At 71.5% G+C, this 13,677-nt stretch carries 14 protein-coding genes; 12 read left to right on the forward strand and 2 right to left on the reverse strand.

Going from position 1 to position 13,677, the window contains the following annotated elements; translation table 11 throughout:
* Nucleotides 1-77: 77 nt before the first annotated feature.
* Nucleotides 78-422, reverse strand: a complete 345-nt coding sequence (locus F9C41_RS20690) for a hypothetical protein (RefSeq protein ID WP_230689801.1) — start codon at nucleotides 420-422, stop codon at nucleotides 78-80.
* Between the two features lie 37 nt (nucleotides 423-459).
* On the opposite strand from F9C41_RS20690, the gene F9C41_RS20695 reads away from it, so the two are divergent.
* The 7 genes from F9C41_RS20695 to F9C41_RS20725 all read left to right on the forward strand — a co-directional run bounded on the left by F9C41_RS20695 (nucleotide 460) and on the right by F9C41_RS20725 (nucleotide 7,495).
* Nucleotides 460-1,254: an inositol monophosphatase family protein gene (locus F9C41_RS20695; RefSeq protein WP_155388479.1), complete on the forward strand. Its 795-nt coding sequence runs from the start codon at nucleotides 460-462 to the stop codon at nucleotides 1,252-1,254.
* 142 nt (nucleotides 1,255-1,396) lie between these two features.
* Complete coding sequence (locus F9C41_RS20700; protein WP_155388480.1) at nucleotides 1,397-2,434, forward strand: coiled-coil domain-containing protein; 1,038 nt, start codon at nucleotides 1,397-1,399, stop codon at nucleotides 2,432-2,434.
* 210 nt (nucleotides 2,435-2,644) lie between these two features.
* Entirely contained in the window at nucleotides 2,645-3,832 is a 1,188-nt protein-coding gene (locus F9C41_RS20705; protein WP_230689802.1) for a substrate-binding domain-containing protein, read from the forward strand.
* A gap of 93 nt (nucleotides 3,833-3,925) precedes the next feature.
* Complete coding sequence (locus tag F9C41_RS20710; protein WP_155388577.1) at nucleotides 3,926-4,669, forward strand: ABC transporter ATP-binding protein; 744 nt, start codon at nucleotides 3,926-3,928, stop codon at nucleotides 4,667-4,669.
* Between the two features lie 104 nt (nucleotides 4,670-4,773).
* On the forward strand, nucleotides 4,774-5,484 hold the full coding sequence (locus F9C41_RS20715; RefSeq protein ID WP_155388578.1) for an ABC transporter ATP-binding protein: 711 nt from the start codon (nucleotides 4,774-4,776) through the stop codon (nucleotides 5,482-5,484).
* Nucleotides 5,484-6,374, forward strand: coding sequence for a branched-chain amino acid ABC transporter permease (locus F9C41_RS20720; protein ID WP_155388481.1), 891 nt, complete (start codon nucleotides 5,484-5,486; stop codon nucleotides 6,372-6,374). Before F9C41_RS20715 ends, F9C41_RS20720 begins: the two co-directional genes overlap by 1 nt.
* Nucleotides 6,371-7,495: a branched-chain amino acid ABC transporter permease gene (locus F9C41_RS20725; RefSeq protein ID WP_155388482.1), complete on the forward strand. Its 1,125-nt coding sequence runs from the start codon at nucleotides 6,371-6,373 to the stop codon at nucleotides 7,493-7,495. The genes F9C41_RS20720 and F9C41_RS20725 overlap by 4 nt, the downstream gene beginning before the upstream one ends.
* 166 nt (nucleotides 7,496-7,661) lie before the next feature.
* On the opposite strand, the gene F9C41_RS20730 is transcribed toward F9C41_RS20725, so the two are convergent.
* Nucleotides 7,662-8,603 carry a C40 family peptidase gene (locus F9C41_RS20730; protein WP_155388483.1) on the reverse strand — a complete coding sequence of 314 codons (942 nt, stop codon included), beginning with the start codon at nucleotides 8,601-8,603 and terminating at the stop codon, nucleotides 7,662-7,664.
* A gap of 159 nt (nucleotides 8,604-8,762) precedes the next feature.
* Between F9C41_RS20730 and F9C41_RS20735 the strand changes: the two genes are divergently transcribed.
* The 5 genes from F9C41_RS20735 (at nucleotide 8,763) to ddaH (ending at nucleotide 13,578) form a co-directional block, all read left to right on the forward strand.
* Nucleotides 8,763-9,065, forward strand: a complete 303-nt coding sequence (locus F9C41_RS20735) for a metal-sensitive transcriptional regulator (RefSeq protein WP_155388484.1) — start codon at nucleotides 8,763-8,765, stop codon at nucleotides 9,063-9,065.
* A 17-nt stretch (nucleotides 9,066-9,082) separates the two neighbouring features.
* Nucleotides 9,083-9,301: a heavy-metal-associated domain-containing protein gene (locus tag F9C41_RS20740; protein ID WP_155388485.1), complete on the forward strand. Its 219-nt coding sequence runs from the start codon at nucleotides 9,083-9,085 to the stop codon at nucleotides 9,299-9,301.
* Entirely contained in the window at nucleotides 9,294-10,265 is a 972-nt protein-coding gene (locus tag F9C41_RS20745; RefSeq protein WP_230689804.1) for a hypothetical protein, read from the forward strand. Before F9C41_RS20740 ends, F9C41_RS20745 begins: the two co-directional genes overlap by 8 nt.
* Nucleotides 10,266-10,279: 14 nt before the next feature.
* The gene (locus tag F9C41_RS20750) at nucleotides 10,280-12,580 is read left to right on the forward strand and encodes a heavy metal translocating P-type ATPase (protein ID WP_155388486.1); all 2,301 of its coding nucleotides are present in this window, start codon (nucleotides 10,280-10,282) and stop codon (nucleotides 12,578-12,580) included.
* 152 nt (nucleotides 12,581-12,732) lie between these two features.
* Nucleotides 12,733-13,578 carry a dimethylargininase gene (ddaH, locus tag F9C41_RS20755; protein ID WP_407924715.1) on the forward strand — a complete coding sequence of 282 codons (846 nt, stop codon included), beginning with the start codon at nucleotides 12,733-12,735 and terminating at the stop codon, nucleotides 13,576-13,578.
* The last annotated feature ends 99 nt before the right edge of the window (nucleotides 13,579-13,677 follow it).

A 13,677-nucleotide genomic window follows, 5' to 3' on the forward strand; every position in this document is an offset into this window, starting at 1 on the left:
GCTGCTGGCGCAGCCGGACGGGTACGAGATTAACCCGTCGTGACCCTGGTGCGGGCGGGGGTCGGCGCAGGTGCCGGTCAGTTTCCGCCGCGGGATACCTCGACCACGACCTGGCTGTCGGTGATCTCGTTGACCTTCACGGTGAAGTCGCCGACGCTCACGCCGTCGCCGCGCTGCACGGTGACCTCCTGACCGGCCACCTTGAGCGTGACCGAGTCCTGGTTCGCGCTGACGAGCTGCACCTCGACGCCCAGGATCGAGATCTTGGCGTTGGTGACGTTGCGCTCGAAGGTGATGGTGCAGCCGGTCGTGCTGCAGGTGCTGGTCGCACCCTCGCCGCTGCAGCCGGCCAGAGCCCCGCCGGTGAGTGCGGTCACCAGCGCTGCGGTGGCGATGAGACGCTTCGTCCTCCGTGCGAACATTAGGCGATCATAGACCCACCAGGATCGGGGCGCGGCGATGATTGACCGGATTGTGGAGATTCTGCGGGAGACCGCGGATGCGGTGGTTCTGCCGAGGTTCCGCAACCTGGCCGACGGGGAGATCGTGGAGAAGGGCCCCGGGGATCTCGTCACCGTCGCCGACCGGGAGGCCGAGGTCATGCTGACCGCGCGGCTCGCGGCGCTGCTGCCGGGCTCGCTGGTGGTCGGCGAGGAGGCCGTCGCCGCCGACCCGGACGTGCTCACCCGGCTGGACGACGACGGCGCGGTGTGGCTGATCGACCCGATCGACGGCACCGGCAACTTCGCCGCCGGACAGGAGCCGTTCGGCATGATGGTCGCCCTGATGCGCCGCGGCGTGCCGGTGCTCGCGGTGATCTACGAGCCGGTCCCCGGGACCGTCGCCGCGGCCGAGGCCGGCGCCGGATCCTACGTCGACGGCGTCCGGATGGTGCTGGACCACACCCCGGTCGGCGCGGACCAGCTGCGCGGCGCGGTGATGACCAAGTACCTGCCGCCCGAGCTGCGCGAGCAGGTCGTGTCCCGGCTGCCCAACCTCTCCGAGGCGATCCCGGGGCTGCGCTGCGCCGCGCGGGAGTACCCGGAACTGCTGCGCGAGACGCGGCACTTCGCGCTGTTCTGGCGGGCCAAGCCGTGGGACCACGCGCCGGGCGCGCTGCTGATGCGCGAGGCCGGCGGCGTGGTCCGGCACTTCGACGGGGCCGACTACGACCCGGTGCACCCGCGCAACGGCCTCGTCGTGTGCCGTGACGATGCGGTGTTTGGGCTGGTACGCAGCGTGTTGCTGGCATGAACAACTTTCCTGTCGGCGCGCCGCTGCGGTAATCTGCCTCGCGGCCGCGCGTCTGCGGGTGCCCCCGACACCCGTGGCGGCCGCCGCCGCGCGCACCCCCAGCTCCTTCCCTTCGCGGCGTGAGACGGAAGGATCCACGTCCGTGACCCTGACGGTGCGCCCTCGCCGGCGTTTCGTGCCGGCCATCGCCATCGCCGTGGCGGCAGCGGTGCTCGTGACCGCGTTCCCCACCGCGGCTCAGGCCGAGCCCAACGAGATCTCCTCGACCAAGGTCGCGCAGCTGCGCCAGACCCTGGAAAGCGCCGCCGGTCAGTACCTGGAGGCCGAAGGCCTGCTCACCAAGGCCAAGACCGAGCAGGCAGCCCTCAACCAGAAGCTGGTCGTCGCGGAGAACCGCTACCTGCGCGCCAAGACCAGCGTGCAGAAGTACGCGGCCGAGGCCTACAAGGCCGGACGCCTGGGCGTCATCGGCGTCATGCTGAACGCCAACACGCCGGACTCCTTCCTGGCCCGCTCCGCCGCCCTGGAGAAGATGGCGGCCCGCGACGAGGCCCGCATCAGCGAGCTGGTCAGCGCCCGCAAGGAGATCGACGGCACCAAGGCCGAGATCGACAACCGGGTCCGCGAGCAGAACAAGCAGCTGTCCGAGATGGCCAAGTTGCGCAGCGCCACCGAGCGGGCGCTGTCGGCCGTCGGCGGGTACACCACCACCGGCTGGGTCGACCCCTATGCGCCGACCGCCGCGCCGGCCAAGCGCAACTCCGACGGCAGCTGGCCGTCGCAGGGCTGCACCGTGAACGACCCGACCCCGGCCAACGGCTGCATCACCCCGCGCACCCTGCACGCGCTGCAGCAGGCCCAGCGATGGTTCGACCACTACGTCTCCTGCTACCGATCGGGCGACATGTACGAGCACCCCAAGGGCCGGGCCTGCGACTTCTCCTCGGAGCCGGACGGGTTCAAGAACTTCTCGTCCAAGGGCGCGAACAAGCTCTACGGCGACAAGCTCGCCTCGTTCTTCGTCAAGAACGCGAGCAGGCTCGGCGTCATGTACGTGATCTGGTACTGCAAGATCTGGCTGGCCGGATCAGGCTGGAAGACGTATAGCTCCGCGGGCGGCAGCTGCGGCGACGACCCGGCCGGCGACCACACCAACCACGTTCACCTGTCCGTCCTCTAGCTGCGCGCTACATCGCCTCGGCGGTCGTTGTGGGTCCCGCCCACATGGCCGCCTGTGAGGTGTCTCTCTAGCGTGGTCCGCGACCACGAGGTGACTCTCTCTCGCAACACGGCATTAATCAGAGCGACCTCGCGGCATTGGCAGACCACTCAATGAGGAGATGCAGTGAGCGAGCGCAGCAGACTGCACAGTTTTGCAGAGAATGCCGGTTTGTCCCGGCGCGTGTTCGTTGCCTCGACGGTTGCCGCTGCCCTGCTGGCCGCGGCCGGTTGCAGCAGCCCGCAGGAGGCGGCCCAGGGCACGGGCGGGGACGGCGCGCCGGTCAAGGTCGGCCTGGTCTACTCCCAGTCCGGGGCCCTGGCCAGCTACGGCAAGCAGTACATCGACGGCTTCAAGGCCGGCCTGGCCCAGGCCACCAACGGCACCAACAAGGTCAACGGCCGCACGATCGAGCTGCTCGAGGCCGACGACGCCGGTGACCCGGCCAAGGCGGTGTCCGCGGCGAAGGACCTGATCGGCAAGGGTGTCAAGATCCTCGCCGGCTCGGCCTCCTCCGGGGTGGCGCTGCAGGTCGCGCCGGTCGCCGCGCAGGACAAGACGCTGTTCATCTCCGGTCCCGCCGCGACCGACGGCGTCACCGGCATCAACCGCTACACGTTCCGCTCCGGCCGCCAGTCTTACCAGGACGTGCTCGCGGCGAAGTCGTTCATCGGCGACGCCAAGGACAAGAAGGTCGTGGTGTTCGCACAGGACAGCGCGTTCGGCAAGGCCAACGAGGCCGCGGTGACCGCGGTCATCGGCGGCGCGGGCGCGAAGGTGTCGGCGATCCTGGTGCCGGCCAGCGCCACCGACTTCACCCCGTTCGCCAGCCAGGTCAACACCGCCAAGCCGGACCTGCTCTTCGTGGCCTGGGCGGGCACCACCGCCACCGCCATGTGGCAGGCGCTGGACCAGCAGGGCGTGCTGTCCAGCACCACCGTCGTGACCGGCCTGGACCAGAAGGCGTCCTACCCGGTGTTCGGCGCGGCCGGCGAGAAGATCTCGTTCCTGTCGCACTACTTCGACGGCGCGACCAGCAACGACGCCGCCAAGGCGGCGGGCGCGAAGATCACCGGGGGGCTCGACCTGTTCAGCCCCGACGGCTTCAACGCCGCGCAGATGGTGGTGCGGGCGATCACCGAGGGCGGCGACGACGTCGAGAAGATGGTCACCGCGCTGGAGGGCTGGAGCTTCGACGGGGTCAAGGGCAAGATGACCATCCGCAAGGAGGACCACGCCATGATCCAGCCGATGTTCCAGGTCAAGCTCGTGGGTTCCGGCCCGGCCGCCAAGCCGCAGCTGGTCAAGGAGCTGGCGCCGGAAGACGTCACCCCGCCCGCCGTAGCGATGAAGCCCTGACCTGTGGACCACCCCGTCACGGGTGTCACCGAGGCTCCGCCCGCGCCGCAGCAGCGGCCCGGACGGGGCCTCGGCTCCCCAGAAGCCCCCGCCGTGCTGGCCACCGATGCGCTGACCTGGCGCATCGGCGAAGTCGCCATCGTCGACGGCGTGTCCCTGCAGCTGCATGCCGGTGAGTTCCTCGGCGTGATCGGCCCGAACGGGGCAGGCAAGACCTCCCTGTTCAACCTCATCTCAGGCTTGCGCGCGGTCACCGCCGGCCGGGTGCTGCTGCACGGCGCGGACATCACCGCGCTGGCCCCCCACCGTCGGGCGCAGCGCGGCCTGGGCCGCACCTTCCAGTCCTCGTCCGTCTTCGGCGGGCTGTCGGTGCGCGAGAACGTCCGACTCGCGGTGCAGGCCCACCGCGGTGGCTCGATGGCCCTGTGGCGGCGCGCCGCGGCATACCGCGAGGTCGCGGCGCGGGCCGACGAGTGCCTGGCCACGGTCGGGCTCGGCGCGCGCGGCGAGGCGCTCGCGGGCACGCTGGCCCACGGCGAGAAGCGCAAGTTGGAGATCGCGCTGCTGCTGGCGGGCGAGCCGTCGGTGCTGCTGCTGGACGAGCCAATGGCCGGGGTGTCCGCGGAGGACGTGCCCGAGCTGGTCGAGGTGATCCGGGAGCTGACCGCCCACAGCGGTCGCAGCGTGCTCATGGTGGAGCACCACATGGACGTGATCCTGGACCTGGCCGACCGCATCGCCGTCATGCACCACGGCGCGCTGCTGGCCTGCGACACCCCCGACGCGGTGATGGCCAACGCCACCGTGCAGGAGGCATACCTGGGGGAGGGCTTGTGAAGGCCGAGGAGCGAGCTGGCGAGCCCCGCAGGACGAACCCGGGCAGCACCGTGACGGCGGCCGAGGAGTGGACGTCCGTGGCCGATCCCGCCGGGGCGGCGAGTCTGCTGCAGGTCGAGAACCTGTCGGTGCGCATCGCCGGGCTGCACATTCTGCAGGGCGTGTCCTTCGACGTCGCATCGTCGGGCGTGACCGTGCTGCTGGGGCGCAACGGGGTGGGCAAGTCGACCACGTTGCGCGCGATCCTCGGGCTGACCCCGCGCAACGGCACGGCGACCGGCTCGGTGCGCCTCGGCGGCGAGCAGATCCTCGGCAGGCCGACCCACGCGCTGGTCAAGGCGGGGCTGGGCTTCGTGCCCGAGGACCGGTGCGTGTTCGCCGGGCTGACCGTCGCGGAGAACCTGCGGCTGGCCGAGCGCACCGACACTCCCGACTACGACCTGGTCTTCAGCCTGTTCCCGGAGCTGTCCAAGCGGGCCAGGCAGCGGGCGGGCTCGCTGTCGGGCGGGCAGCAGCAGATGCTGTCGCTGGGCCGGGTGCTGCTGAACCGCAACCGGCTGCTGTTGATCGACGAGCCGACCAAGGGCCTCGCGCCCAAGGTGGTCACCGAGGTGGCCGAGGCACTGGAGCGGGCCGCGCAGGCGGTGCCGGTGCTGCTCGTCGAGCAGAACCTCGCCGTCGTACGCAGGCTCGCCGGCGACGCCGTCGTCATCGCCGCGGGCCAGGTCGCCTGGACCGGGCCGGGCGAGCAGCTGCTGGCCGACCCGGCGCTCACCAAGTCTCTGCTGGCCGTCAACGCTGCCGGGGGGCACTGATGTCGACGATCGTCCTGATGACCGTCACCGGGCTCGGCCTGGCGGCGCTGTACTTCCTCGTCGCGTCGGGCCTGTCGCTCGTGTTCGGGCTCGCCGACGTGCTCAACTTCGCGCACGGGCTGTTCCTGTCCGTCGGTGCGTACGCCACCTGGTGGGCCGCGGGCAACCTGCCCGGCGCGGGCCCCGACGGGTGGGGGTTCGTGCTCGCCGTGCTGTTCGGCGTGCTGGCCGGCACCGTGGTGGCCGCGCTGGTGGAACTGGTCATGATCCGGCCCCTCTACTCGCGGACCATCGAGCAGGTGCTGGTCACCGTCGGCCTGTCGCTGGCCGGGGTGGCCGCGCTGCAGGCCGACTTCGGGGCGGATCCGCGTCCCTTCCCGCGCCCCTCGTGGACCCAGCAGGTGGTCACCATGGCCGGGGCCCGGGTGCCGCTGGATCGGCTGCTGCTCATCGTCGCCGCGGTGGCGGTGCTCGGCGCGCTGCTGGCCTTCCTGCGCTGGACCCGGTACGGCTTGATCATCCGGGCGGGGGTGGAGAACCGGGAGATGGTGACCGCGCTCGGCATCGACGTGCGCAAGGCGTTCACCCTGGTCTTCGCCATCGGCGGGGCGGCCGCGGCGCTCGCGGGCGCGCTGTCCGGGGTGTACTTCGGCAGCGTCTCGCCGACCAGCGGCGCCTCACTGCTGATCTTCGCGTTCATCGTCGTCGTGATCGGCGGCATGGGCTCGGTGCTCGGCTCGGCGGTCGCCGCGGTCGCGGTGGGCCTGCTGCAGCAGTTCGTCAACTACTACGGCACCTCGGGCGCCGGAGACATCTGCGTGGTCGCACTGCTGGCCGTCGTGCTGCTGTGGCGTCCCGCGGGCCTGGCCGGAAAGGCGGCGACAGCATGACGGCGACGCAGACCCCCGTGGCACAGACCCCGGACAGGCCGGCCGTGCCGCCCGCGCCGGCCCGTCCGACGGCGTTCGCGCTGGTGAAGCGGTTCTGGCCGGTGGTGGCGTTCGTGCTGCTGGCGGTGCTGCCGTACAGCGGGATCACGATCCCGGGGCTGTTCGACGGGCCGATCAACTCGCCCGGGGCGCTGCAGGTGCTGGCGCTGTGCCTGGTCTTCGGCGGCCTCGCGGCCGGCTACGACCTGCTGTTCGGGCGCACCGGCCTGCTCTCGTTCGGGCACGCGCTCTACTTCGCGCTCGGCGTCTACGGCACCGACATCCTGATCACGAAGTACGGCTACCCGCTGCCGCTGGCCGCGCTGCTGGCGGTGCTGTTCGCGACCACCGTCGCGACGGCCCTGGGCGCGGTCGCGCTGCGGGTGCACGGCATCGCCTTCTCCATGGTCACCCTGGCGTTCGGCCAGGTCGGCGCGATCCTGGTGGCTCGGGACCCGGGCGGCCTGACCGGTGGTGAGGAGGGCCTGTCGCTGGACGCCTCCGGGCTGCCCGACGGGCTGGTCGGCGTCGTCAACACGGTCAACCTGTACTGGATCGCGCTGGCCTATCTCGGCCTGGTCGTGGTGGTGCTGCACCGGGTGGCGCAGTCGCCGACCGGGCGGGTCTTCGCCGGCCTGCGCGACGACGAGCGGCGCATCGGGGTGCTGGGGCTGGACCCGTACCGCTTCAAGCTGGTGTCCTTCACCCTGTCCAGCGCCCTGGCCGCGCTCGGCGGCGTGGTGTACCTGCTGCTGGCGGCGGGGGCGTCCCCGCACGTCGCGTCGTCGGACCTGACGCTGACGCTGCTGGTGATGGTGGTGCTCGGCGGTCCGGGCACCCGGTTCGGCCCGGTGCTGGGCGGGGTGCTGTTCACCTACCTGGACCACCGGCTGACCGACTTCGGCGCGTCCGACGCGGTGGACTCGCTGCCCGGGGTGCTTGCCGGGCCGCTGTCCCAGCCGCTGTTCGTGCTGGGCACGATCTTCATCCTGGCGGTCTACTTCTTCCCCGGCGGCCTCGCGGGCCTCGGCACCCGCCTGTCCGCCCTCCGCCGCGCCGTCACCCCCACACCCCGCCCCTGACCGCAGCTTTCCCCGCGCTGGGCTCGCCCACCCCGCCTTGCATATACGTTGGCCTATCTGGATGAGTTCGATCGCCGAATTTTCACCCAGATAGGCCAACGTCTATCGCGGGCGGGGCGATTGGGCGGGGCGCGGGGCGCGACGCGGGGCGAGTGGGCGGGGTGGGTCAGTGGGTGGAGAGGACTACGCGGCCGAAGCTGTTGATGGGAAGGGAGTCGATGGGGTCGACGCGGACGCGCTCGCCGTATTGGGGGGCGTGGACCATCTTGTCGCCGCCCAGGTAGATGCCCACGTGGTGGACGTCGCGGTAGAAGAAGATCAGGTCGCCGGGGACGAGCTGGCCGCGCGAGATGGTGCGGGCGCGCTGCTGCTGGCGGCCGGAGCTGTGCGGCAGTTGGATGCCGATCGTGCGGAAGGTGGCGGCGACCAGGCCCGAGCAGTCGAAGCCGCCCGGACCCTCCCCCGCCCACTTGTAGTCCTTGCCGATCTGGGCAAGCGCGTACTTCAGGACCTTCTCGCCCGCGCCCGCCAGGCGGGGCACGGGTGGCTTCGCCCGGTCCTCGGTGCGGGCCAGCCGCCCGGTTGGCCCGTACGCCTTGACGCGCAGTTTCTTGAGGTCCGCGATCGCGGACTCGATCGTGGTGCGCTGGCGGCTGAGCTGCTTCTGCTGGTTCTTCTGCTGTTCGAGCAGCGCGTCCAGGGTGCGCTGGGCGGTGGCGTAGCGCTCCGAGGTGAGCGCCAGCTCCTCGATCTCGCGCTGCTGGTGCTGGGTGTACGCCTTCATGAGCAGCAGCCGGTCGACGATGTCGCGCGTGGTGCCCGCGTCGAGCAGCAGTGACAGGGACATGGACCGGCTGGACCGGTAGCCGGCGGCCGCGAGCCGCCCGACGGCGCCGCGGCGAGAAGTGATCTTCTCCTTCAATGGTTCGATCTGGCGCTGCAGGACCCCGGTCTGCGCGGCCGTCGTCTTGAGGTCGTCGCGTAGCTCGTGGTACTTCTCCACGACCACCTCAAGCTGGTCGGACTTGGCGCGGATCTGGCGGTCGAGCTCGGCGCTCGACGGTTCGGCGTGCGCGGCGCCCGAGATGAGCACGGTTGACGCGATCAACGTCGCGCCTGCCCATAACACGAGGCGCCGCGTGGCGGAGTTCGACACGTGGTCTATAACGACAAAAGTGCATGATCGGTGCAGGGTTGGTCAGACTGACGTGTCGAGCGACACCCGGCGTGTCTTGGCGGGGGTACCCCTAGGGGGTATGGTGAGATCGTGGAGAGCAGCGAGAAGACCCCGGTCAGTTACGCCCAGGACGACGACAAGCAGGCGCTGCTGGCGCGGCTGAAGCGGGTCGAGGGGCAGGTGCGCGGGCTGCAGCGGATGGTCGAGCAGGACACGTACTGTGTCGACGTCCTCACGCAGATCTCGGCCGCCACCCGGGCCCTCCAGGCCGTCGCGCTCGGGCTGCTGGAGGGTCATCTCAACCACTGCGTGGTGGACGCCGCCCGGCAGGGCGACCCCGCTGCCAAAGTCAAGGAAGCCACCGAGGCGATCGCTCGCCTGGTCCGGTCATAGGTCGTAGGGAGACCGCGATGTCCGTTCGGACGACATACCAGATCACCGGCATGACCTGCGGGCACTGCGCCAGCGCGGTGACCAGGGAGCTGACCGCGCTGCCCGGCGTGAAGGAGGTCGTGATCGACCTCGCCGCGGGCAACGCCGCGGTCGTCAGCGATGCCGTGCTGCCGCTCGACGAGGTGCGCAACGCCGTCGACGAGGCGGGTTACCAGCTGGCCGGCGTAGATGCCTGAGCGGCAGTCGACGCAGGCCGAGGTGCCCGAGCAGGCCGGGGTGGTGCGCGCCCAGTCGGCGGCCCGCACCGGCGACGCGGCGGGCACCAAGCTCGGCATGTTCGTCGGCGGGCTGATCGTGGCGCTGGTCGTCGGTTTCACCCTCGGCAAGGTGCTCGGCCCGGCCGAGAGCCCGACGCAGGGGGCGACGACCGGGGCTCCGGCGGCCTCACCGGGCATGGGCGGCGTGCACGCGCACGCCCCGCAGGCCAGCGCGGGATCCGAGGTCGGCGGCCTGGCGGTGAGCAGCGGCGGCTACACGCTGGCCCCCGCGGCGACGGTGTTCGCCGCGCCCGGCCCGCAGCACCTCAAGTTCGTGGTCAACGGGGCGGACGGCAAGGCGGTGACGGACTTCGCGGTGGTGCACGACAAGCCGCTGCACCTGGTCGTCGTACGCCGGGACATGACCGGCTACCAGCACCTGCACCCGACCATGGCCGCCGACGGCACCTGGACCGTGCAGGCCGACCTGGCCACGCCGGGCCTCTGGCGGGCGTACGCCGACTTCACCGCGATCAGCGCGGGCGGCACGCAGACCGCGATCGCGCTCGGCACCGACCTCACCGTGGCCGGTGACTACCGCCCGCAGCCGCTGCCCGCGGCGGCCCGCGAGGTCTCGGCCGACGGCCTGACCGCCGGCTACGAGGGCACCCCGGTCATCGGGGCCAGCCAGCCGATGCTGTTCACGGTCAAGCAGGGCGGCGCGACCGCCGCGCTGGAGCCGTACCTCGGCTCGTTCGGCCACCTGGTGGTGCTGCGCGAGCTGGACCTGGCCTACGTGCACGTGCACCCGGAGCCCGCGCTGGTCAACGGCGGAGTGAAGTTCTGGCTCGCCGCGCCGAGCCCGGGGCGTTACCGGATGTTCTTCGACTACTCGGTGGGCGGCAAGGTCCGCACGGCGCAGTACACGCTGGAAGTGAAGTAGGGGGCGAAGGGGTCATGGACCTGCGGCAGGCGAACGTCATCGAGCTGGACATCGGCGGGATGACCTGCGCCACCTGTGCCGGCCGGGTGGAGAAGAAGCTGAACCGGGTGGACGGCGTGACCGCCACCGTCAACTTCGCCACCGAGACCGCGCACGTGACCTACCCGGAGACGGTCTCCGTCGGCGACCTGATCAAGGTCGTCGAGGCCACCGGGTACACGGCCGCCGTGCCGCAGGTCGCTCTCCCCAGCGACGAGGCCGCCCGGCCCGAGCCCGACCCGCTCGGTCAGCGGCTGCTGATCAGTGGCCTGCTGACGCTGCCCGTGGTGCTGCTCAGCATGATCCCGGCGCTGCAGTTCACCAACTGGCAGTGGCTGGCGTTCACGCTGGCCACGCCGGTCGCGGTGTGGGGCGCCTGGCCGTTCCACCGGGCCGCGGCGCTCAACGCGCGCCACGGCGCGGCCACCATGGACACGCTGATCAGCCTCGGCGTGCTGGTGTCGTACGGCTGGAGCGCCTGGGCACTGTTCTTCGGCGGCGCGGGCATGCCCGGCATGACCATGTCGCTGACCTGGCTGGCCGCTCGCGGCGACGACCCCGGCATGCACCTCTACCTCGAGGTAACCACCACCTTGACCACGTTCCTGCTGGCCGGGCGGTGGTTCGAGCACCGGGCCAAGCGCCGCGCGGGCTCGGCCCTGCGGGCGCTGCTGGACCTGGGCGCGAAGGACGCGGTGCTGCTGCGAAACGGCGTCGAGCAGCGGGTTCCGGTGGACCGCCTCGCGGTCGGCGACCTGTTCGTGGTGCGCCCCGGCGAGAAGATCGCCACTGACGGCGTGATCGTCGAGGGCAGCAGCGCGGTGGACACCGCCCTGCTCACCGGCGAGAGCATGCCGGTCGAGGTCGGCGCCGGCGACGCGGTGGTCGGCGCGACCGTGAACGCCGGCGGCCGGCTGGTGGTGCGGGCGACCCGGGTCGGCGCGGACACCCAGCTCGCGCAGATGGCGAAGCTGGTCACCGAGGCGCAGTCGGGCAAGGCCCCCGTGCAGCGGCTGGCCGACCGGATCTCCGGCGTGTTCGTCCCGGTCGTGATCGCGCTGGCGGTGGGCACGTTCGCGTTCTGGACGGCGTACGACGGCGGGGTCACCTCGGCCGCGGTCACCGCGGCGGTGGCGGTGCTGATCGTGGCCTGCCCGTGTGCACTGGGCCTGGCCACGCCGACCGCGCTGCTGGTGGGCACCGGCCGGGGCGCCCAGCTCGGCATCCTGATCAAGGGCCCGGAGGTGCTCGAATCCACCCGCCGGGTCGACACGATCGTGCTCGACAAGACGGGCACGGTCACCACCGGCGTGATGACGCTTGTCGGCACGCTCCCGGCCGCCGGGATCGAAGAGCAGGACCTGCTGCGGTACGCCGCCGCGGTGGAGCACGCGTCCGAACACCCGATCGCGCGGGCCGTGGTGAACGGGGCGGCCGCGCGCGGGATCGCCCCCGGCGCGGTGCACGACTTCCAGTCCCTGCCCGGCCTGGGCGCACAGGGCGTCGTCGACGGCCGCAAGGTGCTGGTCGGCCGCGCGTCACTGCTCGCCGAGCAGGGCATGGCCCTCGACCTGGTGGACGTACCCGCCGCGAATGCCGTGGCGGCCGCGACGGGGGCGACTGCCGCGACCGGCGTGATCAGGCAAGCCGGCGGGAAGCAGGGGGGCGAGGTCCTGGCCGACGAGGCGCGCACCGCGGTGGCGGTGGCTCTCGACGGTGAGTTCGCGGGTTGGCTGCTGGTGGCGGACACGGTCAAGCCCGGGTCGGCCGCCGCGGTGGCCGAGTTCAAGCGGCTCGGGCTGCGGCCGGTGCTGCTGACCGGTGACGCCGAGGCCCCGGCGCGGGCGGTGGCGGCCGAGGTCGGCATCGGCGAGGTCATCGCCGGGGTGCTCCCCGCCGGCAAGGTCGACGCGGTGCGGCGGCTGCAGGAGCAGGGGCACACGGTGGCGATGGTCGGCGACGGGGTCAACGACGCGGCGGCGCTGGCCGCCGCCGACCTCGGCCTGGCGATGGGCACCGGCACCGACGCGGCGATCGAGGCCGCCGACCTGACGCTGGTCCGCGGGGAGCTGACCGTCGCCGCGGACGCGATCCGGCTGTCGCGGGCGACCCTGCGGACGATCAAGGGCAACCTGTTCTGGGCGTTCGCCTACAACGTGGCGGCGCTGCCGCTGGCCGCGGCGGGCCTGGTCACGCCGGTGCTGGCGGCTGCCGCGATGGCGCTGAGCAGCATCTTCGTGGTGACGAATTCGCTGCGCCTGTTCCGTTTCCGGTAGTCCGTCACGGTGCGTCGCCGCCGATCCGTAAACGAACCTGCCCTTTCACGCAACAGACCGCCGTTCGAGGCCGCTAAGACGCAACAGACCAGCGTAAAGACGCAATCCTTCCCGCTACTGGGCGGCGGCTCGGGTGCGTAACCTTGCTGATCGTGACAGAGCGTGACTTGATCCCCACTGCCCGGCGGCCCCGTCCGCGTACCTACCTGATGTGCGCCCCGGAGCACTTCGTCGTGGAGTACGCCATCAACCCGTGGATGGACACCACCGCACCGGTGGACACCGCGCTGGCGGTCAAGCAGTGGGACGTGCTGCGCCAGACGATGGTCGATCTCGGCCACACGGTGCACGTGCTCACCCCGCAGGCCGGTCTGCCGGACATGGTCTTCGCGGCCAACGGCGGGTTCGTGGTCGACGGCGTCGCGTACGGGGCGAAGTTCCGCTACCCGCAGCGCGCCGACGAGGCCACCGCGCACCGGGCCTTCTACGAGTCCCGCGACGAGTACGCCTTCGTCGCGCCGACCCAGATCAACGAGGGTGAGGGCGACTTCGCCTACCTGCCCGACGCCCACGGCGGCATCGCGCTCGCCGGGTACGGCTTCCGCACCGAGCCCGCCGCGCACGCCGAGGCCGCCGAGGCCCTGGGCCGCCCGGTGATCTCGCTGAAGCTGGTCGACCCGCGCTTCTACCACCTCGACGTCGCGCTGACCGTGCTCGACGACGAGAACATCGCCTACTACCCCGGCGCGTTCTCCGCGGCCTCGCAGAAGGTCATCGCGCAGCTGTTCCCGAACGCCGTGATCGCCGACGAGGCCGACGCGCTCGCGTTCGCGCTGAACCTGGTCAGCGACGGCCGCAACGTCGTGATCAACACGGAGTCGACCGCGTTCGCGGACAAGCTCACCGCGGCGGGCTACCACCCGGTCCTGGTGGACCTCGCCGAGCTGAAGAAGGGCGGCGGCAGCGTGAAGTGCTGCATCGCCGAACTGCGCGACTGACCGCGTACCCACTGATCGAACGCCGGCCGCCGGACCCGCAGGGGTCCCGCGGCCGGCGCTTTAATAGACGTCGGCCTATCTGGATGACTTCTTGGCGAT

The organism is Catellatospora paridis (assembly GCF_009720365.1).
In the GTDB taxonomy this organism is placed as follows: domain Bacteria; phylum Actinomycetota; class Actinomycetes; order Mycobacteriales; family Micromonosporaceae; genus Catellatospora; species Catellatospora paridis.